Origin of the sequence: Pseudomonas sp. MWU12-2319, assembly GCF_023242525.1 — a bacterium.
GTDB lineage: Bacteria > Pseudomonadota > Gammaproteobacteria > Pseudomonadales > Pseudomonadaceae > Aquipseudomonas > Aquipseudomonas gingeri_D.
Genome location: NZ_JALJES010000010.1, coordinates 1 through 23,600 on the forward strand (window position 1 = coordinate 1; position 23,600 = coordinate 23,600).

Annotated in this window: 20 protein-coding genes and 1 pseudogene; 10 read left to right on the forward strand and 11 right to left on the reverse strand. The window is 61.5% G+C overall.

Annotated features, from left to right (window positions below; translation table 11 throughout):
- The coding region (locus M5C01_RS17045) for a carbon starvation CstA family protein (RefSeq protein ID WP_283094115.1) at positions 1-471 on the reverse strand (471 nt) is incomplete at its 3' end.
- 163 nt (positions 472-634) lie between these two features.
- Here M5C01_RS17045 and M5C01_RS17050 point away from each other — a divergent pair.
- The 4 genes from M5C01_RS17050 to M5C01_RS17065 all read left to right on the forward strand — a co-directional run bounded on the left by M5C01_RS17050 (position 635) and on the right by M5C01_RS17065 (position 5,152).
- Positions 635-1,996 (forward strand): cache domain-containing protein, encoded by a 1,362-nt coding sequence (locus M5C01_RS17050; RefSeq protein WP_152739601.1) that lies wholly within the window; start codon positions 635-637, stop codon positions 1,994-1,996.
- 30 nt (positions 1,997-2,026) lie between these two features.
- A complete protein-coding gene (locus M5C01_RS17055) occupies positions 2,027-2,659 on the forward strand; it encodes a response regulator transcription factor (RefSeq protein WP_103499785.1) in 633 nt (210 codons plus the stop codon).
- Between the two features lie 109 nt (positions 2,660-2,768).
- Complete coding sequence (locus M5C01_RS17060) at positions 2,769-4,094, forward strand: LLM class flavin-dependent oxidoreductase (protein WP_152739602.1); 1,326 nt, start codon at positions 2,769-2,771, stop codon at positions 4,092-4,094.
- 77 nt (positions 4,095-4,171) lie between these two features.
- Positions 4,172-5,152, forward strand: a complete 981-nt coding sequence (locus M5C01_RS17065) for a 5'-nucleotidase (RefSeq protein WP_152739603.1) — start codon at positions 4,172-4,174, stop codon at positions 5,150-5,152.
- A gap of 78 nt (positions 5,153-5,230) precedes the next feature.
- Here M5C01_RS17065 and M5C01_RS17070 read toward each other — a convergent pair whose 3' ends face one another.
- From M5C01_RS17070 to M5C01_RS17085, 4 genes are all read right to left on the reverse strand, one after another.
- Positions 5,231-8,290, reverse strand: coding sequence for an FYVE zinc finger domain-containing protein (locus M5C01_RS17070; protein WP_152739604.1), 3,060 nt, complete (start codon positions 8,288-8,290; stop codon positions 5,231-5,233).
- Positions 8,290-8,640 carry a hypothetical protein gene (locus M5C01_RS17075; protein WP_152739605.1) on the reverse strand — a complete coding sequence of 117 codons (351 nt, stop codon included), beginning with the start codon at positions 8,638-8,640 and terminating at the stop codon, positions 8,290-8,292. Before M5C01_RS17075 ends, M5C01_RS17070 begins: the two co-directional genes overlap by 1 nt.
- A 209-nt stretch (positions 8,641-8,849) precedes the next feature.
- On the reverse strand, positions 8,850-9,848 hold the full coding sequence (locus M5C01_RS17080; RefSeq protein WP_103499787.1) for a bile acid:sodium symporter family protein: 999 nt from the start codon (positions 9,846-9,848) through the stop codon (positions 8,850-8,852).
- A gap of 132 nt (positions 9,849-9,980) precedes the next feature.
- Positions 9,981-10,754 (reverse strand): SDR family NAD(P)-dependent oxidoreductase, encoded by a 774-nt coding sequence (locus M5C01_RS17085; protein ID WP_152739606.1) that lies wholly within the window; start codon positions 10,752-10,754, stop codon positions 9,981-9,983.
- Positions 10,755-10,910: 156 nt separating this feature from the next.
- On the opposite strand from M5C01_RS17085, the gene gcvA reads away from it, so the two are divergent.
- Positions 10,911-11,834 carry a transcriptional regulator GcvA gene (gene gcvA / locus M5C01_RS17090; RefSeq protein ID WP_152739607.1) on the forward strand — a complete coding sequence of 308 codons (924 nt, stop codon included), beginning with the start codon at positions 10,911-10,913 and terminating at the stop codon, positions 11,832-11,834.
- A 36-nt stretch (positions 11,835-11,870) separates the two neighbouring features.
- Here gcvA and M5C01_RS17095 read toward each other — a convergent pair whose 3' ends face one another.
- On the reverse strand, positions 11,871-12,947 hold the full coding sequence (locus tag M5C01_RS17095) for an alginate lyase family protein (protein WP_152739608.1): 1,077 nt from the start codon (positions 12,945-12,947) through the stop codon (positions 11,871-11,873).
- A gap of 181 nt (positions 12,948-13,128) precedes the next feature.
- A complete protein-coding gene (locus M5C01_RS17100) occupies positions 13,129-14,370 on the reverse strand; it encodes an MFS transporter (RefSeq protein ID WP_152739609.1) in 1,242 nt (413 codons plus the stop codon).
- 74 nt (positions 14,371-14,444) lie between these two features.
- Here M5C01_RS17100 and M5C01_RS17105 point away from each other — a divergent pair, with 74 nt between their 5' ends.
- Positions 14,445-15,137, forward strand: coding sequence for a helix-turn-helix transcriptional regulator (locus M5C01_RS17105; RefSeq protein WP_152739610.1), 693 nt, complete (start codon positions 14,445-14,447; stop codon positions 15,135-15,137).
- A gap of 5 nt (positions 15,138-15,142) precedes the next feature.
- On the opposite strand, the gene M5C01_RS17110 is transcribed toward M5C01_RS17105, so the two are convergent.
- Complete coding sequence (locus M5C01_RS17110; protein ID WP_152739611.1) at positions 15,143-15,865, reverse strand: CerR family C-terminal domain-containing protein; 723 nt, start codon at positions 15,863-15,865, stop codon at positions 15,143-15,145.
- 99 nt (positions 15,866-15,964) lie between these two features.
- On the opposite strand from M5C01_RS17110, the gene M5C01_RS17115 reads away from it, so the two are divergent.
- The 3 genes from M5C01_RS17115 to M5C01_RS17125 are packed head-to-tail and all read left to right on the forward strand — an operon-like array spanning position 15,965 to position 20,071.
- Positions 15,965-17,071, forward strand: a complete 1,107-nt coding sequence (locus tag M5C01_RS17115; RefSeq protein ID WP_152739612.1) for an HlyD family secretion protein — start codon at positions 15,965-15,967, stop codon at positions 17,069-17,071.
- Positions 17,064-18,650 carry a DHA2 family efflux MFS transporter permease subunit gene (locus M5C01_RS17120; protein ID WP_152739613.1) on the forward strand — a complete coding sequence of 529 codons (1,587 nt, stop codon included), beginning with the start codon at positions 17,064-17,066 and terminating at the stop codon, positions 18,648-18,650. The genes M5C01_RS17115 and M5C01_RS17120 overlap by 8 nt, the downstream gene beginning before the upstream one ends.
- Positions 18,647-20,071 (forward strand): efflux transporter outer membrane subunit, encoded by a 1,425-nt coding sequence (locus M5C01_RS17125; protein ID WP_152739614.1) that lies wholly within the window; start codon positions 18,647-18,649, stop codon positions 20,069-20,071. The genes M5C01_RS17120 and M5C01_RS17125 overlap by 4 nt, the downstream gene beginning before the upstream one ends.
- A 41-nt stretch (positions 20,072-20,112) precedes the next feature.
- Here M5C01_RS17125 and M5C01_RS17130 read toward each other — a convergent pair whose 3' ends face one another.
- The 3 genes and pseudogenes from M5C01_RS17130 to M5C01_RS17140 all read right to left on the reverse strand — a co-directional run bounded on the left by M5C01_RS17130 (position 20,113) and on the right by M5C01_RS17140 (position 22,433).
- Positions 20,113-21,681 carry a sensor domain-containing diguanylate cyclase gene (locus M5C01_RS17130; protein ID WP_152739615.1) on the reverse strand — a complete coding sequence of 523 codons (1,569 nt, stop codon included), beginning with the start codon at positions 21,679-21,681 and terminating at the stop codon, positions 20,113-20,115.
- Positions 21,682-21,844: 163 nt separating this feature from the next.
- Positions 21,845-21,937 (reverse strand): annotated as a pseudogene (locus tag M5C01_RS17135) (AsnC family transcriptional regulator); the annotation flags it as partial.
- A 40-nt stretch (positions 21,938-21,977) separates the two neighbouring features.
- The gene (locus tag M5C01_RS17140; protein WP_152739616.1) at positions 21,978-22,433 is read right to left on the reverse strand and encodes a GFA family protein; all 456 of its coding nucleotides are present in this window, start codon (positions 22,431-22,433) and stop codon (positions 21,978-21,980) included.
- Positions 22,434-22,698: 265 nt separating this feature from the next.
- Between M5C01_RS17140 and M5C01_RS17145 the strand changes: the two genes are divergently transcribed.
- Positions 22,699-23,592, forward strand: coding sequence for a LysR family transcriptional regulator (locus M5C01_RS17145; protein ID WP_152739617.1), 894 nt, complete (start codon positions 22,699-22,701; stop codon positions 23,590-23,592).
- Positions 23,593-23,600: the final 8 nt, after the last annotated feature.

A 23,600-nucleotide genomic window follows, 5' to 3' on the forward strand; every position in this document is an offset into this window, starting at 1 on the left:
ACGGCCCATTTCCTCACGGACCATATCGCCCAGGGAGCGACCGTTGCGGCGGGTGGACATGAACAGGACCATGAAGTCCTGCACGGCACCGGCCAGCACCACGCCGGCGATCAGCCAGAGCGTACCGGGCAGGTAGCCCATCTGTGCCGCCAATACCGGACCGACCAACGGCCCCGCGCCGGCAATGGCGGCGAAGTGGTGACCGAAAAGAATGTGTTTGTTGGTCGGCACATAGTCCAGGCCATCATTGTTGAGGACGGCGGGGGTGGCGCGACTGGGGTCGAGCTGCATCACCTTGTTGGCGATAAACAGGCTGTAGTAGCGGTATGCGACGAGGTAGATAGCGACTGCGGCGACTACGATCCAGAGGGCGTTGATGGCTTCGCCGCGGCGCAGGGCCACGACACTCAGCGCAAACGCTCCCAGGACAGCCACGGCAAACCAGACAAGGTGTTTAGCCAGACGGTTCATTGCGTGTCTCCTGCCAACAGTCGGTAGACTGCGGCGGTAATTTTTATAATTGTGTCCGCGGTGCGGAGCTGGCCCAATATCCGTGGATGCGGTCAACAAAAGTATCCGCACGACTACGTACGCAGCCTCTACGTAGTTCTACTGAGAGTCCCTGGAATTCGTCATGCAGCTCAAGCATAAAATCGTTGCCCTGGGGATCCTGCCCCTGGTCCTGGCTATCGCGGTCATCTGCGCGCTGGTGATCTCCCTGAACCGCCAACTGGGCGATCAGCAGGCGCAGCTGATCGAAGACAGCATTCTGGCGAGCAAGCGTGCGGAGCTGAAAAACTACGTCGCCATGGCGCAAAGCCTGATCGCGCCGCTCTATGACGACGGCAAGGGTGACGCCCATGCCCAGCAGCAGGTGCTGGAAGAACTGCGCAAATTGAGCTTCGGGATCAATGGCTACTTTTTCGTCTACGACCGCCAGGGCCGCAGCCTGATGCACTCGCGGCAGTCGGAGCTGGTGGGCCAGTACCTCTGGGATATGAAGGACCCCCACGGCCTGCCGGTGATCCAGGCATTGCTGAAAAGTGCCGAATCCGGGGAGGGCTTTCAACGCTATGCCTGGAACAAACCCTCGACAGGGCAGGTGACCGACAAGCTCGCCTATGTGGTGATGCTGGATAATTGGGGCTGGATGCTCGGGACCGGTATTTACCTTGAGGATGTCGAGCGCGCCACCCTGCAGGCTCGTGACGAGGTGGCCCAGGGCATCCGCAAGACCATGCTGGCGATTGCCGCGGTCGCCCTGGTGGCGGTGCTGTTGGTCTTCGCCAGCGGCATGACCCTGAACGTCAGCGAGCATCGCCTGGCGGACAAGAAGCTTCAGCGTCTGACCCAGCGCATCGTCAGTTTGCAGGAGGAAGAGCGTTCGCGGGTTTCCCGTGAGCTGCACGACGGTATCAGCCAGGTCCTGGTGTCCATCAAGTTTCAGTTCGAGCTGGCCAGTCATGTGCTGGAGAAAGGGCAGGACCGGGGCCTGGGTATTTTGCGAGAGGCCGTCGAGCGCCTGGGGGAGGCGATTGGCGAGGTGCGCAGTCTTTCCCATGACCTGCGCTCGTCGTTGCTCGATACCCTGGGCCTGGCGGCGGCGATCGGTCAGCTCGCCGCCGAGTTCGAGCAGCGCAGCGGGTTGCTGGTGACCTACGACAACAATGAATTCGATTGCCAACTGGCCGATGGGCTGCCGGTCTCGTTGTTTCGTATCGTGCAGGAAGGCCTGACCAATATCGAACGCCATGCCCAGGCGCACAACGTTTCGATTACCCTGCACGGGTCCGCCGAGTCCATCAGGCTGACGGTGATCGACGACGGTATCGGTTTTAACGTCGCCCAGGTCGAGCGGCGTCACGCCGGCATCGGCTTGCGTAATATCCGTGAACGGGTCGAGCATTTTGGCGGGCGCCTGGAGCTGGCGTCGATGCCGGGAAGAAGTGTGCTGGATGTGCTGCTGCCGCTTAAGATGCCCGCTACAAAGTACTGATTCAGCCCACAACAAGAGCGAGCGCCCCTGATGAGCCTGGTTTACCCAATCCGCGTCGCCCTGGTCGACGATCACTCCCTGGTCCGGGATGGGATCAAGGCCTTGCTGGCGATCATGCCCGCCCTGGAAGTGGTGGGCGAAGCCGAGAGTGGCGCCGAAGCGCTGGAGATGGTGCGGCGCTGCCAGCCGGACCTGCTGCTGGTGGATATCGGCCTGAAGGACATGAACGGACTCGAGCTGACCCGGGTGTTGAGCAAAACCTACCCCTTGTTGAGGATCCTGGTCCTGAGCATGTATGACAACACGGAGTATGTCAGTGAGTCCGTGCGTTCCGGGGCCAGCGGTTATGTGCTGAAGAATTCCCCTTCACGGGAAATCATCGCGGCCATTGAAGCCATCGCCAGCGGCGGGACCTTCTACAGTGCCGCCATCGCCCAGCGGCTGATCGCCGACAAGCCCGCCGATAACGAGCTGACACCGCGCGAGAGCCAGGTGCTGCGCAAGATGGTCGAGGGCATGAACAACAAGGAAATGGCCCGAGAACTGGATATCAGCGTGCGCACGGTGGAGACCCATCGTTTGAGCATCCGCCGCAAGCTCAACATCGACAAGCCCGCGGCCCTGGTCAAATACGCGATTGACCATGGGATCATTTCGCATTAAATCGGCTTAAGGCCGCAGCGCAATGGCATAAGCCAGCACGTTTGATTATTGGACAGGAAAAGCTCGTCCGGTCGATGCTCGGGAATCTTCTTTGACGATGGAGTTCTTCATGAGTGCACGACGCCAACTCAAACTAGGCGCCTTCATGCGTCCGGTCAGCATCCACACTGGCGCTTGGCGTTATCCTGGCGCCTATCCCGACGCCAACTTCAACTTCACCCACCTCAAGCGTTTCGCCCAAAGCCTGGAGCGCGCCCGGTTCGATGCGTTTTTCATGGCCGATCACCTGGCCTTGCTGAACATGCCCATCGAGGCCTTGAAGCGCAGTCATACCGCCACTTCGTTCGAACCCTTCACATTGTTGTCCGCCCTCAGCCAGGCCACCGAACATATCGGCCTGGTGGCGACCGCATCGACCACCTATGACGAGCCGTTTCATATCGCCCGTCGGTTCGCTTCCCTCGATCATTTGAGCAACGGTCGCGCCGGCTGGAATATCGTCACCACCGCCAACCCCGATGCGGCCCTGAACTTTGGCCTGGAGCAGGCCTTTTCCCATGATGAGCGTTACGCCCGGGCACGGGAGTTCTACGATGTGGTGACCGGGTTGTGGGACAGTTGGGCGGATGATGCCTTTGTGCGCGATGCCGACAGTGGCGTGTACTTCGATCCGGACAAATTGCACACCCTGGACCACAAAGGCCGTTATCTGAGCGTGCGCGGACCCTTGCATATCGCCCGTCCCGTGCAGGGGTGGCCGGTTATTGTCCAGGCCGGCTCATCCGAGCCGGGACGCCAACTGGCGGCCGAAACGGCCGAGGTGATTTTCGTCGCGCCCGGCACCCTGGAGGAGGGTCGTGGGTTTTATGCCGACATCAAGCGCCGCATGCATCTGATCGGTCGCCACCCGGAACACCTGAAGATTCTGCCCGGGGCCTTTGTGGTGGTGGGCGATACGCAAGAGGAGGCCCGACGAATCCGCGCGCACCTCGACAGCCTGGTGCATGAGCAGAGTGCGATGGCCTCGCTGTCGGTGGCTCTTGGGGTCGATGCCACGAAGTTCGATCCGGACGGGTTTCTCCCGCCAATCCCCGAAACCAATGGCAGCCAGAGCTCCCGCGAACGGGTGCTGGCCCTGGCTGATCGCGAGCAACTGACGGTCCGTCAATTGGCCCAGCGCCTCGGCGGTTATGCCGGTTTGTCGTTCGTGGGGACGGCCCGGAGCATTGCCGATGAGATGCAGCAATGGCTGGAGACCGAGGGCAGTGACGGCTTCAACATCATGTTTTCCTGGTTGCCGGGCGGACTGGATGATTTTGTCGACAAGGTGGTTCCCGAGTTGCAGGCACGGGGCATTTTCCGGCGCGAATATGAGGGGACGACCCTGCGGGAAAATCTCGGATTACCACGCCCGGAGAATCGATTCTTTTCCTAGGTGCTGGGGGGCAGGCTGGTCACGGCCATCGACTGACGGTTACTGATAGTATGTCGCCATGACGATGGAGATTGGTTATGCCCTATGAGCTGGATAATCGCTTGGTGATTGGCGTGGCATCGAGCGCTGTGTTTGACCTCAGTGCTTCGGATGCGGTCTTCAAGAGTCAGGGGGAGGAGGAGTATCGGAAATTCCAGGAGCGCAAGCTGGACGAGCCGCTGCCCAAGGGTATCGCCTTTCCTTTTATCAAGCGCCTGCTCTCTCTGAATGATCTGAGCGCCGATCCGGAAGACCCCCTGGTGGAAGTGGTGCTGTTGTCCAAGAACGATCCGGACACGGGGCTGCGGGTGATGAGAACCATCGATCACTATGGGCTGGGCATGACGCGGGCGATCTTCATGCAGGGCAAGTCGCCTTACGAGTACATCCCGGCCTTGAATATTGCGCTCTTTCTTTCGGCCGACAAGACCGATGTGGATGCCGCCATCAAGGCCGGGTATCCGGCGGGTCAGGTGATGGACTCGAAATCCGATGATGACGAGGATGACGATACCCTCAGGATCGCCTTCGACTTTGATGGCGTCCTCGCGGGGGATGAGTCCGAGTCGGTGATGCAGGCGTCCGGGTTGGTGGGTTTTCACGCCCATGAAGTGAAGAATGTCGCGCAACCCCACAACCCGGGACCTCTCAAGGAGTTCTTTGTGCGTATTGCGAAGATCCAGTCGGAGGAAGAGAAATACAAGGCGCAGAACGCCGAGTACAAGAACCGTCTGCGGGTTTCCATCGTGACCGCCCGCAGTGCGCCGTCCCACGAACGGGCGCTGAATACGCTGAAGAGTTGGGGCGTCATGGCCAACGACGCTTTTTTCCTCGGCGGCATCGAGAAAGGTCGGGTGCTGGCGGTGCTGAAACCGCACATCTTCTTCGACGACCAGTCGGGGCACCTGAAGTCGGCCAGCGCGGTCGTGCCTTCCGTGCATATTCCGTTCGGTGTGACCAATCAGCCGAAGTTACCGATCACTTCCGAGCCTGTTGAAGTGACTGAGCCAGAAAACTGATCAGGTCCTCTCTCGGGACAACTTTTTTCCCTTGGGCGCGACGTGTCGGCAGATCGGGTCGGTAGTGACGGTTCCCGCTTATCCGTAGAGCGCATTGCACGCGTCGCAGACTCTTTGTTGGGAAGTCGGGCCGTCTGCCGACAAGGCATTGCGCACCTGCGCCCTGCCGTGGGAATGCGTATTGCAGTAGATTTTTCCGCAGGCTCGGCAGTGATGCTTGCGGTTCGTGGTGGAGAACACCACGCCGCATCCAGGGTGAGCGCAGTCCCAGGCCTTGTCGTCGGGCTCCCAGCGCGCGCTCGGATCGGGAGCAAGCGGGTAGGGCGGGGCGTCGCAGTTGTTGCATACCCGTTCGACCGAAACAGGATCGGCCTTGAGTGGATTGCGCACGGGGCGCGTATGGCTTGAGTGATCCCCGCAAAAGACATTGCCACAGAGGCGGCAATGATGGGCCGGACGCAGGCCCCCCAGCGCTCGTTGGCATGTTGGGCACTGGGCCGGATCAGGTGTCTGCCAGACGGCGCCGGGCGCCGGAGCCCGTGCTGGATTGAATGCCGCACGGTTCGACAGTGGCGACGTCGACTGATCTTGAACAAAATCGGTGGGCTGGGTGGCGACGTTGGACATCCCCATGCTCCACCCCGCCAGGCGCAGGCTGCACAGGCCGCAAAAATGAAGCTGCGGGGCTTCGGTAAAGTTGTAGCTCATGATGCAGGCGTTATCGGCTGCGTCGTGAAAAGGCGGATAGATACCGCCCGTTGTCATCACCGGGATCGGTCCCAGGTGGGCGTGGGGGCCTGCGTGCGGCATGCCCAGGTGATGACCGATCTCGTGGGCGATGGACAGTGCCGCGCTGGTCCCGAACAGTCGACCAGCCCTGATTTTAACGCGCTCCTTGCGCGTCAGATTCGCGAGCGCCCAGCCATCTATAACGCCGTTCATATAGATAAAGGGCGCGTAGCAGGTGACCAGCGCGCTCTGATCGAGCCTTAGCCCACAGTTGCAATTGCGATTACCTTGCGCGGGCACCACCGTATCGGTGGCCGCCCCGCAATCCGGGCAGAGTGGAAAATTGGAGATTGTCGTAGCAGCCTCTGCCGCCATATTTTGCTGGAACCACTGATCGGCAAAATCGAAGTGGTAGAGATGAATTCCGAATTCATCGGGGCTGCTGGTTCGTGCGTGCAAGCCGCACAGGGCGGCGATGATTTCGGCACCCCAGGATTTGCATTTGTTTTTGTAGGTCTCCTCGTTGGTTATCCCGAGCTCTCCAAGCAGGATGTCCCGGCGTTGATTGGGGGATCGTGCCAGATCGGCCCGGGTTGGCAGGATCAGGTCCGTCACGTGGTAGCCGGTGGGTCGGTTCAGTGCATTGAGCCCAAGGGCGGCCATTTGCGCGCCTCTGAAGGCGCCGTCGGTGGGGAACACGGCTGCGGCAAATTGTGCGTGTAGCGCATTGCCGCGGGTTCTGACCGCCGTGCAGAACGCCGCGTAGTTGACGAAAGTGATGGCGTAATTGCCGTTGTGCTGGTTCGCGGGGAGGTCAACGGCCAACTGCTGTGCCGTGTCCAGGGTGGCAAAATGCGTGGCGGCGGCATTCTGATAGCTAAGCGCGGCAATATTCTCCGTCATGGCGGGCCCCTCGAGATCGACGCAGGCCGCCGCCAGATAGGCCCGAACCTGCACCCAATTGAGCCCCGCGTCATTCACATTGACGTTCTTTCGCCACTGATGGGCGACATCGACGCGATGGCGAACGGTCAAGGTCGTAGCGCTCCTCACGCTTACCGAGTTGTCCGCCGCGGCCTGTAGCGCGCCGTCCGCGGCCACGTCGAAGGCGCCGAGCGCCGGATAGCCCAGGTAGACGCGTAATCGATAGGTATCTCCCGCGATGCGCGAGGGCAGGAACAGGACGCCGGCTTTGCCGCCGTTCTGGTCGGCCGAGTCGGCGATCGGCCGGGACGACACGGCCCAGGGCCGGTTAGCGACGTTGGCGATCGCATCCGCTGGCGCGACCAGCGCGGTTGCGGGCAGTGCCAGGAAGTGTGGCTGCACGCCATGGGCGTTCACGCCGCGCTTGCCGCCGTGGTCAACGTGGCAGTTGGCGCGTGCGCCGGGCCACTCCGTGGGTTTGTAGTCAAGGGCCTCGGCGATGAAGGCTTGTGCCGTGGGGTTCGGGTGAGCAGGCCGAACACCGCTTTCCCAATCCCATTGCAACGCCAACCCGCCCAATGCGCTCGCGCCGGCTTGTGCCGCCGCCGGTGTCCCGTCCGATCTGCGGATACGCACCGTCGCCCGCAGCGGGAGTGTCGGTCCGTCCCGAAAGAGCAGCTTCTGCCCGGCGAACACCGAGTTTGAGTAAAAGTCCTCCGCCGACCTCGAAAAGACGTTCATCGCCAGTGGCACGTTTGCGGCGACCGGTGCCGCCACGCCCAGGTCGCCGGCGGCCAGTTGCGCGGCCAGCGCGGTGCGGGTCTGCGCGGTGAGCTGGCGATAGCGCAGGTCCGGGTACGTCGGGCCGGCTGGTGGGATCCACGTCACATCCTCGAGATGAAGCTCGATATCGTGGATCATCACATCCAGATAGATCCACCTCGCCGCGCAGGTGACCCGGGTGGGTGGCTGAACTTCTTGAATGCGTAACAGCAGCTTATAGGGCGCATGTTCCGCAGTGAGTACTTCAAGAGGGAAATTCCCCGCCAGTGCTGCGCCGACGTTCACTGTCGAGGGCGGGATGCTCGCCAGGTGTACGTTGTTGTGCAGGTCTCCGTCGAACGGCGTGGAACCGGCGGCCGCGCTTCCAGCGGCACCGTAGTCGAGGTTCTTCCACCAGAACGGGGCCGGGTCGCCACGTCGATAGAGCTCCAGCCGCAGGCCGCGGATACGGTCGTGTCCGGTCAGGGTCCAGGCGATGGGGAACGCCTCCACCACCGGAGCCATGACATATCGCCCGGCTGCCGCGGGGGCCAGCGGCGCGCCGGCCGGCGCATCGAAGCTGGTGTTGGCGGAGGGGTGACCCTGGAGCGTCAATGTGGCGATCGAGCACGTCTCCTGCGCGAGTTGGCAGGCCGCCACGATCACCGCAGCCGGGGCGGCCGGGAACAGGGTGGCGTCGTCAATGCGCGGTGGATAAGGCATCAGCGCTTCCCGCCAGCGTACATGGCCAGTTCATCCAGGCGACGGTTCGCATCTCGGGAGCGGTCGTTCAGAATACGGGCCGCTTGTGCTCCGTCCAGGAAGGCAGGTTCGGCCGCGGCGGCGATCAGGATCAGGCGAAGCAGCAGCCGGGTCTCTTCAATACCCGCAGCGAGGCCTCGTTCGCATGTCGTCTCGACAAACTGTCGCAAAGCGGCCTCGTCGCATTCGCCGCCACTGACGGACTGTATGGCGAGTTGCTGGGCGGATGGATTCAAACGAAGGTAAGCCGTCGTCCAAGAAACAAAGGTATCGAGGAACGCGAGTCTCTGAGTATTGCGGATGACTAGCATTGGCACAGCCCGTGCCAGCCTGGCTCAGGCTTGCACCCGGAGCAAGTCGCAATTGTCGTTTGACCAAGGGAGAGCATCGTATCCATACGTACGCCAGCAAGCGGATCAACAAGGCAATTTCAAGGTGGGTTGAACCTACTCTTGCTGGTCGAAACCTGCAAGCGCCTGGCATTGGCTAGGCCGCCGGCTCGTGAAAGCCGGCAAAACCATCACGGATCGACCTGGCCCATCAATTCAGCCACCGACTCCTGCCGTTTGGCATAACGCTGCGCCAGCACCGCACAGACCATCAGCTGAATCTGATGGAACAGCATCAGCGGCAGGATCAATACGCCGATGGTGCTGCCGGCGAACAGCACCTGGGCCATCGGCACGCCGGTGGCCAGGCTTTTCTTCGAGCCGCAGAAGAGGATGGTGATGCGGTCTTCCTGGTCGAAGCCAAAGGCCTTGCCCAGCACGGTGGACGCCAGCAGCACCAGCCCGAGTATCACGCCGCAGACCACCACCAGGCCGGCCAGGTCCCAGAGCGGGATCTGATGCCAGATGCCTTCGTTCACCGCTTCGCTGAAGGCGCTGTAGACCACCAGCAGGATCGAGCCCTGGTCAACGAACTTCAGCCAGGCCTTGTTACGTCCCACCCAGGCACCGATCCAGCGTCGGGCGATCTGCCCGGCAATGAACGGCAACAGCAGTTGCACGCTGATTTTCAGGATCGCATCGAGGGTCGAGCCACCGCTGCCGTGCACGTCCAGCAGCAAGGTCACCAGCAACGGGGTGAGGAAGATGCCGAACAGGCTTGATGCCGCCGCACTGCAAATCGCCGCCGGCACATTGCCCCGGGCCAGGGAGGTGAAGGCAATCGCCGACTGCACCGTGGCCGGCAGGGCGCAGAGGTAGAGCATGCCCATATACAGCTTGTCGCCGATCAGCGGCGACAGCAGCGGCTTGAGCGCGACGCCCAGCAGTGGGAACAGGACAAAGGTCAGGCTGAACACCAGCAGGTGCAGGCGCCAGTGGCCGGCGCCGGCGATGATCGACTCGCGCGACAGTTTGGCGCCATGCAGGAAGAACAGCAGGGCAATGGCGATATTGGTCAACCAGCTGAAACCGACGGCGACCTGGCCGCCGGCGGGCAGGAAGCTGGCGAGAAGCACCACGCTGACCAGGGTCAGGGTGAAGTTATCGGGCAGGAAACGAGGGCGAGTCATCAGGCGGGTCATCCAGAAGCCAGAAACAGTAGAGGGACTTTAGCCTGTCTACGGATTGCCGACTAACGCCAATAAGTCCATGAATATCGCCTAACGGACATAACGTCGCGCCCGGCCGTCTGTCTCCCTTGATCAGATACGGCCGGCGGTGACGCCGCCATCGACGGGCAATACGGTGCCGGTAATCCACGACGCCTGTTCCGAAGCCATGAACAGGATGGCCTCGGCCACATCGCCAGGCTGACCGTTGCGCCCCAGCGGGTGGAAGGCGTTGAAGGTCGGTAACACGGCCTTGACTTGTTCGCTGTCCATGAAGGTGTTGTACACCGGCGTTTCGACCACGGCGGGGGCGACGGTGTTGATGCGGATATTCGACGACGCCAGCTCGATGGCCAGGTTGCGGGTCAGGGCATGGACGCCGGCATTGGCTGCCGAGTAGGCCGCCGACGGCGTCGCGCCAATGGCTTGCAGGGCCCACAGGGAACCGGTCTGCACGATGGCGCCGCCGCCGCGTTGCTGCATGGCTTTGGCGGCCGCCTGGGCCATGAAGAATTTGCCCTTGAGGATGATATCGACGAAGCCGTCGTATTCCTGCTCGTCCAGCTCGAGGAAAGGTTTGGGGTTAAACACACCCGCGTTATTGATCAGAATATCCACGCCGCCGAACTCGGCGCTGGCCAGCTCGACCAGGGCCTGGGCCGTGGCGGGCTTGGCGATATCGGCCGCGAGGAAACGTACCTGTTTGCCGGTGGGGTCGATCTGCACGGCGGCTTTTTCCAGTTTCGCCGCGTCACGGCCGCTGATCACCACGCTGGCGCCTTCGGCCACCAGGCGTTGCGCCACTTCCTTGCCGATGCCTGAACCGCCGCCGGTGACGATGGCGACCTTGGAAGAAAATCTTTTCATGTTTTTGCCCTGTGCTGGGTGGATGAAATAACCTGAACCGTTCTACGCTTGGGTCTTAATTGCTGTAGTGCTTCGGCTTGGGTGCTATTCTTCGCCTTGCCAGCAGGGCTAACAAATCAGAAGTTTTTTTCATTTATTAAAGAAAATCTTTAGCAGATGACCACGCCAACCTATCTCAACGCGCTTCGCGCATTCGAAGCGGCTGCCCGGCACCAGAGCTTTTCGGCCGCGGCCGCAGAGCTTCATGTCACCTCCGCGGCCGTGGGCCAGCAGGTGCGCACGCTGGAGGCGTGGCTGGGGATTGCCCTGTTCAATCGTGCTTCGAGTGGTTCGACGCGGCTGGTGCTGACCGATGTCGCGCGCAAGGCGCTGCCGGATATTCGTGACGGCTTTGAGCGCCTGAGCGTTGGGCTGGCGCGCTTGAAGGAGGGGGGGCTCAGCACCGGGCTGACCGTAACGGTGAGCCCGGCCTTTGCCGCCAAGTGGCTGTTGCCACGGATCGAGCGTTTCCAACTGGCCTATCCGCAGACCGATGTGCTGTTGGACACCAATCTCAGGCCCGTGGACTTCATTGCCGAAGGCATGGATATCGGCGTGCGTTATGGCGCGGGACGTTGGCCTGGTTTGACCGCAATCAAATTGATGGACGAGGAAATGTACCCGGTGTGCGCGCCCAGCTATCCATTGCTCAAGGCCGGGCGATTACCGGGCAAGCGCCTGGCCGAGGCGACACTGATCCATGATTTGTCGATGGCCGGCGATCCGGTCTACCCGACGTGGCGGACCTGGCTCGATGTTTCGGGATACGGCGATATCCAGGCGGAACACGGGCTGCGCATCAACAACTCGGCGGCCGTGCTGCAAGCGGCCATCGATGGCCAGGGCCTGGCCCTGGGGCGTAGCGTGATGTTACGCGATGACCTGGCGGCGGGGCGGTTGATCCGCCCCTTTGGCGAAGCCAGTCATCCATTGGTGTTTGCCTACTACATTGTCTATCGACCCGAGATGGAGGGGTTGGCAAAGATCCAGGCGTTCCGTGACTGGCTGCTTGAGCAGGCGTCCCCCAGCGTTGGAGGCTGAGTTCCTCTCTTTCCTTGAAGAAAATATTACCCGTGCCTATTTCAGGTAACAGGCCCCGATCCAGTCCTGAGGGTTTGGTGACAGTTGCCGGGCCAGGGGCAAGTAACGGGCATCCAGTTGCGCGGCGAGCCAGTAGAGTTTGTTGCTGCTTTTCGGCTCCCAGGTGCCGCTGTACCCGGTCTCTCCGACGTTGGCACGGTCGCGGTCAAACTTCACGCGGGTATGCACGAACTCCTGATGGCTGCGTTGACCGTTGGCATAGGGCACCAGCCAATCGAGCGAACGGACCAGGGAGGAACCGGTGGGGGCGGTGTAAGTCAGCCAGTTGCCACCGTAGGGCTTGGCCGCCAGGGCCGCCTGAACCAGCGGCTCCAGGTCATAGACGACGTAGTGCAGTGCATCGCGCTCCCTGAAGTCGAACACCGAACCATCCGGCAGGAGATTGTCCGCCACCTGTTGCTGGAACAGTTGGAAGGCCTGTTCGAGCATGGCATGATCAGCCAGTGCGGCGGCGGCCATTGTCACCAGCTTGACGCGATGGCTCTGCCAGTTGTTGATCTCCTTACCGCCCTTCGAACCGTGGAACTGCCGGATTTGCGCGATGTAGCCGTTTCCGAGTTCGCGCAGGAAGGCCTGGCTGGCGGCCCGCGTTTGCGGGCTGAGTGCGTTGGCGGTGAGGGTATAGGTATCGATCAGTTGATCGAGATTGGTCTCGTCAATCGGATTGAAGTCCGGCTGATAGGTGCGGGTCCAGGCGGCAAGTCCCTCGTCGACCTGTTGCAGATAGCGCGGATCGGCGCTCAGGCGCCAGGCCAGGGCGGCTTGGCGCAATACCGGCCAATCCTTTTCCGCCGCGATGCTCTGCTCACGGATGCCCTGGTTCGGCAGGGTACCTTCCGTATGCAGATGGGGCTGGGCGTGGGTGCCATCGCCGAGATGCCCTTGTGCGGCAGCCAGCAGATGCTTGGCGGATGGGCTGGTGGCGGCGGGCTGGCAGAGGTTCATGATCTGAGGTGAGGCGGCGACTGTCGAGGCGGCGCTCGAGAAGGTACTGAGCAATGTTGCGCTGATGCCAAAGACCCAAGCTGCTGTACCGGGAAAAACTCGTGACATGCTCTATCTCAACGTTTGATAGGTGAAACCAGTGCTGCTGGTAAGTGGTGGAAAAACTAGCACAGCGTGGTTTCTTTCTTGATGAAACCGGCGAGCGGTAACCGCCATGAAGAGGACGACAACGGCCATGGCGCTCAACACTTCGGCGGCTTGCAGCAAGTAGACCCGGTCAAAGCCGCCGTCAGCGTGAGGGCCGGCTGAATTCCGGAATTTTTTGAGCCGAATGTCGGTTACCCACCACCAGAGCCAATATCGCCAGCCCCTGGACTCCGGCCGCCAGCCCCAACAGCAGCAGTTCGCCATGGGGCCCGCCCAGCGACTTCAGTGCACCAAAGAGCGCCGGCGCAAAGGCATAGCAGCCCTGGGCGGTGGCGACGATCAGCGTCACCACGCGCTGTGTTTGCTGACGTGGGAACTCCGCTTGGGCAATCAGCGGCGGCAAGGAGGTGGCGTTGCCGATCCCCGCGCCAAAGAGGCTGACCCCCAGCCACAGCAGATCGGGGAAGCTGCCTAATCCGGTCATGACCAGGCAGCCGAGCAACTGGACTCCATAACTCAGGCAGGCAACGGTGCGCCGGTTGGCATTGGGTGGCATCAGCCAACCGACCAGAAACCGGCCGGCGATGGCGCTTGCCGTTGCCAGGCCGGCCTTTGCCTCTGTGACGTGATCGACCAACAGCAGGAACAAGTGGGTAATCAGCCCGATCTGGGCGAACAATCCCAGGGACATGGCGGCCGCCAATGTCACGAATCGACGATTGCACCATAGCGAGGTTGCCTTGCTACCCGGGGAGACGGTCGGCTGCTCAGGTGGCTGATCCGCCCCATCGGCATATTGCCCGAGGTCTTCAGGCCGAACCTTGAAGACCTTGATCGACAGCACGGCAATCGTCGTTATCGACACCAGGCCAACCCCTAGCGCGGCCTGGGTGAAGCCGATCCGGTCGATCAGGAACACCCACGCGGATGAAAAGATCACCCCGCCGATACTGGCACCGTTATAGGCCATCGCCAGGGCGGCCGGACGCTTGACGACAAACCATGGGGCGATCAGCGCGTTGACGGCGGCGGCGCCCATGGTCACCCAGCCCAATCCACTGAGCAGTGCGGCCAGGAACAATTGGTAGGGTTGATCGGCTACCGACCATCCATAAACGCCGATGCCGAGCAGGATCGATCCGAGCACAGTGGTGCGGGGCAGGCCCAGGCGCTTGTACAAGGCGGGCAGGTTCACCACCACCAGGGTGCCCGCGAGAAAGTGCAGGGTGACGGCGGCCGAGCACAAGGGCAGCGACCAGCCGGTTCGCTGAATCACCGCGTAGAGAAAGATCGGCGGACCGTAGAAGCCGATCCCCCAGCCGAACACGGCCATCACAAAGGTCGCCGCCACGACCTTTCGGCCAAAAAAATTCGATTGCTGCATGGGTGAATCCCTTCAAGTGGTTTGGCATCAGTATGATGATGAAAAAACCGCGATACTTCGCGAGGGAGTGAACTATGGATGTCGAAGCGGCTGATCTTTCCCTGGCGGCGGTGGCCGGTGCGATTGCCGATCCGGCCCGCTCGCGGATGCTTTGCAGCCTGCTGGATGGGCACGCGCGCACGGCCACGGAATTGGCCGCCGTGGCCGATATCGGCGCGTCCACCGCCAGCGGCCATTTTTTACGTTTGCGTGAGCAGGGGCTGGTGGAGATGCTGGTCCAGGGTCGGCATCGCTATTACCGATTGGCCAATCCCCAGGTGGCGCATGCGCTGGAGGCCTTGTTATCGCTGACTGATCGCCGCATGACGCCGTTTCAGCCCAGCACGCCTTCGGCCTTGAAGCAGGCCAGGACCTGTTATGACCATATCGCCGGGGAAGTCGCGGTCAAACTGCATGACGCCTTGTTGCAGGCGAGCTGGATCGAAGAGCAGGGCAAGGACTATGTCCTCACGGAAACGGGCGCCGCGTCGTTGGTGCGTCTGGGCATCGATATCGAGGCCGTGTCGCGCCAACGCCGACGCCTGGCCTATCCCTGCATGGACTGGAGCGAGCGCTCACCGCATATCGGCGGTGCGTTGGGCGCAGCCCTTCTGGACCTGCTGCTCAAGCGCGGCTGGGTGAACCGCCATCTCGACTCCAGGGCCCTGAATCTGACGCCGAAAGGCGCGAAGAGCCTGGCAACCGCGTTTGGCCTACAGGCTCGTTAAAGGCATCACTGCGCCGTTTCCGCGCCTGCCGCATCGCGCTCGTTGACCAGCGCCAGCAGCGTCAGGCGATTCTGTGACAGCATCACGTTGCGCACGGTCTCCATGCGTTGCTGGTCGATGGTGTCCCAGCCCAGGGCCCGCAAAATGGGCGCGCGCTTCACGCGAAACAATGTGCCCTGGCTGTTGAACGCCATCGCCCGGATGATCGTGATTTCGTCATCGGCGGGCAGTCCGCTCAGGCGCCCGACGATGCTGCGGGTGACGTGGGACAGACGTTTATTGAGGCCCTGTTCCATCAGCGTCGCAGCGGACGGTGGGCCCAGGCCGGCTTGCTCGCAAGCCATGAAGCGACGCCAGTCGGCGGATTGCGGCGTCTCGAGAATGAACGACAGGAAGACGCCGAGAATTTCCAGGTAGCGCTCGGTCAATGTCTGGTCATCGGCGTGGGGATCGTCCAGCGCCTCTTCGGCAGCCGAAACCACGTCCGTCAATTGCACCCAGATCTGCGCGAGGATGTGCTCGACGCACGCCAGGTAAACCCCTTCCTTGTTGTCGAAATAGTATTGCAGCGCCGGCGCATTGACCCCGGCAGCGGCTGCGATCTGGCGCGTCGAGGCGCTTTCGAAACCATGGGTGGCGAACTGGTCCACGGCGGCTTCGATAATCCGCAGGCGCGTTTCTTCCCCGCGCTGGTAGCCGCCTTCATTTGCTGGTCGATGTCGTGCCATGGGTAAGCCTGGAAAAAGAATGCCCGGACAAATTATATCACTTGACATAAATTCGCCATCGCCGCATTTTTTACCAACTGGAATATTTTGGAGTGCGGCATGTCCGTCGATCAGCCTATCGGTCAACACGGTCGCCTTGAGCCCGTGGCTGACAGCAATCTTTCCGAGCGCCGCAACAAGCCGCCACGAGCCTTGATCGGGGTCGGCGTTGTCGCGCTGCTGGCGCTGATCGGCTGGGGCACGCACTGGTGGTTCAGCGGACGTTTTATTGAAAGCACCGATGACGCTTACCTGCAGGCCGACAGCATGACCGTGGCGCCCAAGGTCGGCGGGTATGTCGCGCAAGTGCTGGTCAGTGACAACGAAACCGTGAGTATCGGCCAGCCGCTGGTGCGCCTGGACCCGCGCAAGTATCAGGCGGCGCTGGACGAAGCTCAGGCCACCGTGATCTCGCACCAGGCCGATGTGGCCCGGGCCGAAGCCGAGCTGGTGGAGCAGGGGGCCAGCATTGCCCAGGTTCGCGCCCAACTGGACGGCGCCAACGCCGACCTGCGGCACGCCCAGACCCAGGTCAAACGCTACGCGCCACTGGCCCGTTCCGGCGCCGAGACGGAAGAGCATCTGGCCGACCTCAACAATCAACTGGCCCAGGCCAGCACCGGCCTGACCGCGCATCAAGCCTCGTTGCGCGCGGCCGAAACCCGCATCGGCACGCTCAAGGCGCAATTGCAGCAGGCCCAGGCGCAACTGGCGGTGGCCCAGGCCAGTGCCCGGCAGTCACAGCTGGACCTGGACGACACCACGGTGATCAGCACCCTGGCCGGCCGGGTGGCCGACCGCAGTGTGCGGGTCGGCCAGTTCACCCAGCCCGGTACACGCCTGCTGACCGTGGTGCCGGTGCAGGCGCTGTACCTGACGGCCAACTTCAAGGAAACCCAGATTCACCATATGCAACCCGGCCAGGCGGTCACGGTGCACGTTGACGCGTTGGGCAGTGAAGATCTGAGCGGGCATATCGACAGCCTCTCGCCCGGCACCGGTTCGCAGTTCGCGCTGTTGCCGGCGCAGAACGCCACCGGCAACTTCACCAAGATCGTCCAACGGGTCCCCGTGCGTATCCAGCTGGATGTGCCGGAGTCGGCGCGCGCGGTGCTGATGCCGGGCCTGTCGGTGACCGTCGACGTGGACACCCGCCACCATGGCTAACGCCGCGACGGTCGCGGCCACGCAGGGCGCGCCGCGGGAGGCCAATGCCTCGGTGACCGACTGGATCGCGGTCGCGGCCGGTTCCCTCGGTGCCTTGCTGGCCACGCTGGACATCTCCATCACCAACTCGGCCTTGCCGCAGATCCAGGGGCAGATCGGCGCCTCGGGCACGGAAGGCACCTGGATCGCCACCGGCTACCTGATGTCGGAGATCGTCATGATCCCGCTGGCGGCCTGGCTGACCCGGGTCTTCGGCTTGCGCCGGTTCCTGATGGGCACGGCAATGGCCTTCACGCTGTTTTCGTTTTTCTGCGGCATGTCCAGCAGCCTCACGGGCATGATCCTGGCGCGCGTCGGCCAGGGCTTTGCCGGTGGCGCGATGATCCCCACGGCACAGACCATCATCGGCACCCGCTTGCCCCGGCACCAGATGGCAATCGGCATGTCGATGTTCGGCCTCACCGTTTTGCTCGGGCCCTTGATGGGGCCGGTACTGGGCGGCTGGTTGACCGAGAACGCCAGTTGGCGCTGGTGCTTTTTTCTCAACCTGCCCATCAGCCTGGCGCTGATCGCCTTGCTCTGGACCGGCATCCGCCCGGAAAAAGCCGACCTTCAACAGTTCATCAAGGCGGACTGGATCGGCATCCTTGGCCTGGCCCTGGGTTTGAGCTCGCTGACGGTGATCCTGGAAGAGGGCCAGCGTGAACACTGGTTCGAGTCCTCGCTGATTGTCGGTCTGAGCCTGCTGATGTTGCTGGGTTTTATCCTGATCGCCATCGGCCAGTTCACGGCCCGCCAGCCCATCATCAAGCTCAGCCTGATGCGTAACCCGCGCTACGCCAGCGTGATTCTGATCGTGTCGACGGTGGGGGCGGCCATCTATGGGATTTCCTACCTGCTGCCGCAGTTTCTCAACAGTATTGCCGGTTACAACGCCCAGCAATCCGGGGCAATCATGCTGCTCTCCGGCGTACCGGCGTTCATGATGATGCCGATCCTGCCGCGGCTGATGCAGCGCTATGACAGCCGTTGGCTGGTGGGCACCGGACTGGTGCTGTTCGTGATCAGTTGCATGATGAGCCTGAACCTGACGGTCGATAGTGTTGGCCATGATTTCGACGCCTCGCAGCTGGTGCGCGGGTTCGCCCAGATCCTGGCGATGATGCCGCTCAACCAGATCACCATGGCGGCTGTCCTGCCCCACGAAAAAGGCGAGGCGGCGGGGCTCTACAACATGTCGCGCAATATCGGCGGCTCCATCGGGCTGGCCCTGACCGGGGTGCTGATCGATCGGCGCAGCAGCTACCACGACGCGATGATTCGCGAATCGCTGACGGCCAACAGCACCTTGGGCCAGGACCATATGGCGGCGCAGACGGCGTCCTTCATGAGCCAGGGCGGTGACCAGGCCCTGGCGCAATTGCAGACGGTCGGCCAGTTGAGTCGCGACATCGCCTTGCAGGCGTCGGTCATGACCTTCACCGATTGTTTCTACCTGCTGGGTATTGCCTTGGCCCTGTGTATTCCCCTGGCCCTCTTACTCAAGAAACCGACCCTTGCGCTGAGCCCTGCACGATGATCGATAGAACCCTGATTTCGGCCCTGATCGTGGGCCTGCTCGCCGGTTGCACCGTCGGCCCCGATTACCACGGCGCGCCCGCGGTTGCCGAGAAAACCGTGGCCGCGGGACGTTTCGCCCACGCGGACCCGGTTGCCGTCAGCACCCCGGCGGTTGCCCACTGGTGGCGTGAGCTGGGGGATGCACAACTCGACAGCCTGGTGGAAACCGCCCTCAACGACAGCTCGGATATTCGCGTGGCCCAGGCGCGCTTGCGCCAGGCGCGGGCCGGGCTGCACGGCCGGCAGGCCGCCGAGCTGCCCAAGATGAGTGCCAATGCCACGGCGATTCGTATGCGCTCTCCCGACCTTTCCAGCCTGACGGGGCAGCAGAGCAGTGGTGGTCGCGGGCCGCTGTCGCTGTATCTGACGGACTTCGATGCCAGCTGGGAAGTCGATATGTTTGGCGGTACACGTCGCGCCATCGAGGCGGCTTCTGCCAGCGCCGATGCCTCGGCCGAGAGCCTGGCCGATGCCCAGGTGCAACTGGCTGCCGAAGTCGTGCAGGCCTATGTCGGTTTGCGTGACCAACAAACCCGCCTGGCCCTGGTCGATGCCTCGGCGGGCCTGGAAGCCCAGGTGGTCGATCTGACCCGGCAACGCCGCAGCCGTGGCGTGGCTTCGCAATTGCAGTTGGAACAAGTCACCACCCAATGGCAGACCACCCGTGCGCAGCGCCTGCCGTTGCAGGCGCAGATTATCGAGTCGCTGGATCAACTGGCGGTGCTCTGTGATCTGGAACCGGGCGAACTGGACGGCCGGCTCGGTCAACCGGGTGCGTTGCCGAGCGTCCCCGCCAGTGTGCCGATCGCCGACCCGGCGGCGGTGATCAAATCCCGCCCGGACATTCGTGCCGCCGAACGTCAACTGGCCGCCAGCACCGCGCAGGTCGGCGAGAAAAAGGCCGACTGGTTTCCCAAGTTATCCCTGACGGGCGATCTCAGCTTCAGTGCCGCGGCGCCTTCGCATCTGGTGCGCACGGACAACGCCACCTGGCTGCTGGTCCCGCGCCTGACCTGGAACGCCCTGGACTTCGGTCGTGTGGCAGCCGATGTCGACAGCGCCGAAGGCGGCGTCGACGAAGCCCGGGCCCATTACCGTGGCGTGGTCCTCGGCGCGTTGCGCGACGCGGATACCGCCCTGGCGCGCTACGGCCACCAGCGTGAAAACGTGGTTCTGCTCCGTGATATCGAAGCCTCATCGGCCCGCGCGGCGAGCTTGACCCGAGAACGCTACGACGCCGGTACCGCCAGCACCCTGGACTGGCTGAATGCCGAGCGCACGCGCTTTGATGCCGAGCAGAATCGAGTGAGCGGGGACAGTGAATTGCTGAAGGATTTTGCTTCGTTGCACAAGGCCTTGGGGTTGGGCTGGCAGGGCTGAGTCAAGCTGCAGTGCTGGCAGCGTGCCGCCGATGGAGCCCATCAGGCCAGGGCGCTGGACAGATTGTTGGAAATAACCGTCCGGTTTCGGCCATTGGATTTTGCGACGTACAGGGCTTTGTCAGCGATATCGATCAACTGCTCGGGGGTGTCGGCCTTTGATCCGGACAAGGCACTGATGCCAATGCTGATGGTGACGACCTTGGCCGGTGATTCACAGTGTTGAATGGCACTGCGCTCCACGTCTGTCCGGATTTTCTCGGCGATGATAAAAGCGCCGACATAATCGGTACCAGGGAGGACGATGGCAAATTCCTCTCCGCCATACCTGGCCGAAAGATCATGTTCCCGAGTGATATTTTTCTTGATCAGGGTGCTCACGGATTTCAGGCATTCATCGCCTTGTACGTGGCCGTAATGGTCGTTGTACTTCTTGAACAGATCGATATCGATCAGGATGAGGGCGAGGTCATCGGGTTTGCGCTGGGCTTTACTTATTTCCGAGTCGATAAACAGGTCGAACTTGCGGCGATTCGAGAGCCCGGTCAAGCCATCTTCGAGTGCCAGTTGGCCGAGCGCCTTGTTCGCCTCGATGTAGGCTCTTTCGGAATATTGCAGTTCTTTTTGTGCTTGAATCTGCTGGCTCATGATTTTTATCAGACGATAGCCCAGCAGGCCGAGAATAAGCAGCAATATGGACGATATGATAAAACTGGCAAAGGACTCTCGGCGCCAGTCCGTCAATATTTCATCTCTTTCAAAAGCCGCGATGACCACAAGCGGATAGCCATCGACGCGGTGAAAACTGATGATTCTTACGATATTGTCAATAAATGACCTTATTGTTGCGGTGCCCGAGGTGACACCCGGCGCCAATAAGGCGAATACCTCCCCGCTTGAAATGTCCGTACCCACCTCAGTTTCGTGAAAGGGGTGACGCACGATGATCTGCCCTGCCGAGGAGGTGAGATTGATGATGCCATTCTTGCCCATGTCGATGCTGTCGTAGAGGCTGAGGAAGTATTTAAGATAGACAGTGGCTATTGCCACGCCTGCAAAGCTGCCGTCAGGATGATCGATCCTGCGCGATAGGGTGATGACCCATTCGTTTGTCAGGCGGCTGCGGATCGGAGGGCCCAGGAATGGAGTGGAACCGGCATGGTCGCGATGGTAGATGAAATAGTCGCGGTCCGAGTTGTTCAAGTTGGATTGGTTTCTATCGTTTGAGTTTAATAACCAACGTCCTTGTTCGTCGTAAATGGAAAAGCCATAGATTTGTGGTAGGCGTTTTTGTTGAGCTTTTAATATGATCTCCAGATTTTTCAGCTCCTCCGGCCCAGTGCCTTCAATGTTGATCCGTTCCTGGACACCGAGTATCGCGGTGTCGGCTTGGGTGAGGGTGGCGGCTATGCTGGACGACAAGGCCTTCGAGAGGTTTGACATCTCGATCTCTTTTTCATGCAGGTGATACCCCAGGGAGTTGGAGATTCCCCAGAGGCTGATGCCGATCAATGAGATACAGACCGCCGCCACAAAGAGAATCACATGACTGATCTTGAGCTTGGTATCCGCCCACTTGGCGCTGAAAGCTGAAGTTGTTTTTGTGAGCATGAACAACACATCCATGTGATTGAAATGGCTTTGTGTAGTTTAGGTTTATTTTATTAAAGTGAAATCATCTTTTTGGGTGTTTTTTGTTGTGTTAGTTAATCTTTTTGAGTGTGATTCAAGGGCGTTTTGTCTTGCCGAGAAGTGTAGCGGACAGGCGCTGATATCACAGCGCGAGGGCTCGATCCTGAATGACTTGCTTCATCACGAGAGTTGAGCTGAGACGCTGCACATTGGGCAGCACGGACAGTCGCTCATCGCGCTGGTATTGCTGGTTGAACAGCGCCTTGCTTGAATCCTTATGCCTGATGCCGCTGCGCATACTGCTGCGCCAGCGTTATAAAGTCCTGTGATTCGGGGAACGCCTCGAAGCCATGCACGGCCCCGGTGGTGACCCAAGGCAGCTTTTCACGAGTCCAGGTTTCAATGAACGGAGCGAATTGTCCTGGGTTATCCAGCAGACTGGAGCGGACACCGACGATCGCTTCGTTGCCCGCTGGGCGGGTAAACAACCAGCTCAGGCAATGAGGGCAGAAGTAGTGTCGCGTTGTCCCGTGCAAGCCGCCGATCACCGGCTCGCCTTGGGTGATCACGAACTGCTCGTTCGGCACTAGCGCACTGAGGGAGAACGCACTGGCCGACATTTTCTGGCAGCCGGTGCAATGGCAGGCCGTGGTGATGATCGGTGGGGCGCGCAGTTCAAAAGCGACCTGGCCACAGCGACAACTGCCGTAGGCGAATACTAGGCGACTCATCACTACCTCCTTTCCTCTTGATGTTTTAGTGAACGCTACTGGCGTCTGGCCCTGTGGCCAGGTGGGCAGCCCGTTCGGCAGGATCAGCCTGGGTGTAGCTCGTGGCGCGACAGCGGCATTGGCCAGTGAGTGGCATGGGTAAAACTCCTTCAAGGGTAGAGGTGGCGGACGAAGCGGGGTGTCCGTGGGATATGCTTGACCAGCATGAGGCCGCGCCTCACGAAAGAAAATTAGCCAAAATTGCCCAGCGGCTCACAGGAAATGTATGAACGCGCCTCAGCTACAGTGGGAAACCCAGCGTGCCTTTCTGGCGGTATTGCGCACCGGCAGTCTATCGGGGGCGGCCCGTTTGCTGGGCATCGCGCAGGCCACCGCGCGTAGGCGGATCGAGGCGTTGGAGCAGAGCGTGGGCGTCAGCCTGTTTATCCGCTCACCAGCGGGTCTGCTGCCGACGGAGATGGCCAAGGACCTGATCAGCCATGTCGAAGCCATGGCCATGGCGGCTAACGCGTTCAATCGAGCGGCGTCGGCGGATGCGCAATTGCCGGGGGGCACGGTGCGCCTGACCAGCAGCAAACTGCTCGGGGTCGAGGTATTGCCGCCCATGTTGCGCACGCTACGCCAGACCTACCCGCAACTGGCTGTCGAGCTCAGTGTGTCGAACCGTCTGCAGGCGCTGGCCCGGCAGGAGGCCGATGTGGCGGTGCGTATCCGTCGGCCGACCGAAGCGGCGGTGGTCACGCGCAAGGTCGGTGATCTGCAAGTCGGCCTGTATGCCACCCCTGAACTCCTGGCGGAGCAGGGCGCGCCGGATACCGTTGCGCAGTTGGATGACTATCCGCTGATCGGGCCTGACCGCAATCTGGTGGAACTGCAGTTTCTGCGCGAGCGCGGCTTCGACTGCACGGCGCAGCGCACGCTGATTCGTACCGATGATCACCTCGCACAACTGGCGGCGTTGCGCGCGGGGTTGGGGATCGGCGTCTGTTCCAGCCAACTGGCCCGACGTCACGGACTGATACGCGTACTGCCCGGACAGGTGGAATTTTCCGTGGATGTCTGGATCGCCATGCACCAGGACATGCGCCGGGTTCAGCGTATTGCCTTGGTGTTCGATGCGCTGGGAGCATCGCTGACGCAGTTTCTGGGGACTGACTAAGTCCCCGG

What these genes read in the sequence shown, in the direction of transcription:
- M5C01_RS17080 (WP_103499787.1), bottom strand. Translation starts at nt 9,848, where the DNA reads ATGACTCGCCCTCGTTTCCTGCCCGATAACTTCACCCTGACCCTGGTC.
- M5C01_RS17070 (WP_152739604.1), bottom strand. Translation starts at nt 8,290, where the DNA reads ATGCCTTATCCACCGCGCATTGACGACGCCACCCTGTTCCCGGCCGCC.
- M5C01_RS17100 (WP_152739609.1), bottom strand. Translation starts at nt 14,370, where the DNA reads ATGCAGCAATCGAATTTTTTTGGCCGAAAGGTCGTGGCGGCGACCTTT.
- M5C01_RS17085 (WP_152739606.1), bottom strand. Translation starts at nt 10,754, where the DNA reads ATGAAAAGATTTTCTTCCAAGGTCGCCATCGTCACCGGCGGCGGTTCA.
- M5C01_RS17075 (WP_152739605.1), bottom strand. Translation starts at nt 8,640, where the DNA reads ATGCTAGTCATCCGCAATACTCAGAGACTCGCGTTCCTCGATACCTTT.
- M5C01_RS17060 (WP_152739602.1), top strand. Translation starts at nt 2,769, where the DNA reads ATGAGTGCACGACGCCAACTCAAACTAGGCGCCTTCATGCGTCCGGTC.
- M5C01_RS17065 (WP_152739603.1), top strand. Translation starts at nt 4,172, where the DNA reads ATGCCCTATGAGCTGGATAATCGCTTGGTGATTGGCGTGGCATCGAGC.
- M5C01_RS17130 (WP_152739615.1), bottom strand. Translation starts at nt 21,681, where the DNA reads ATGCTCACAAAAACAACTTCAGCTTTCAGCGCCAAGTGGGCGGATACC.
- M5C01_RS17055 (WP_103499785.1), top strand. Translation starts at nt 2,027, where the DNA reads ATGAGCCTGGTTTACCCAATCCGCGTCGCCCTGGTCGACGATCACTCC.
- M5C01_RS17105 (WP_152739610.1), top strand. Translation starts at nt 14,445, where the DNA reads ATGGATGTCGAAGCGGCTGATCTTTCCCTGGCGGCGGTGGCCGGTGCG.
- M5C01_RS17145 (WP_152739617.1), top strand. Translation starts at nt 22,699, where the DNA reads ATGAACGCGCCTCAGCTACAGTGGGAAACCCAGCGTGCCTTTCTGGCG.
- M5C01_RS17115 (WP_152739612.1), top strand. Translation starts at nt 15,965, where the DNA reads ATGTCCGTCGATCAGCCTATCGGTCAACACGGTCGCCTTGAGCCCGTG.
- M5C01_RS17110 (WP_152739611.1), bottom strand. Translation starts at nt 15,865, where the DNA reads ATGGCACGACATCGACCAGCAAATGAAGGCGGCTACCAGCGCGGGGAA.
- M5C01_RS17120 (WP_152739613.1), top strand. Translation starts at nt 17,064, where the DNA reads ATGGCTAACGCCGCGACGGTCGCGGCCACGCAGGGCGCGCCGCGGGAG.
- M5C01_RS17125 (WP_152739614.1), top strand. Translation starts at nt 18,647, where the DNA reads ATGATCGATAGAACCCTGATTTCGGCCCTGATCGTGGGCCTGCTCGCC.
- gcvA (WP_152739607.1), top strand. Translation starts at nt 10,911, where the DNA reads ATGACCACGCCAACCTATCTCAACGCGCTTCGCGCATTCGAAGCGGCT.
- M5C01_RS17095 (WP_152739608.1), bottom strand. Translation starts at nt 12,947, where the DNA reads ATGTCACGAGTTTTTCCCGGTACAGCAGCTTGGGTCTTTGGCATCAGC.
- M5C01_RS17140 (WP_152739616.1), bottom strand. Translation starts at nt 22,433, where the DNA reads ATGAGTCGCCTAGTATTCGCCTACGGCAGTTGTCGCTGTGGCCAGGTC.
- M5C01_RS17050 (WP_152739601.1), top strand. Translation starts at nt 635, where the DNA reads ATGCAGCTCAAGCATAAAATCGTTGCCCTGGGGATCCTGCCCCTGGTC.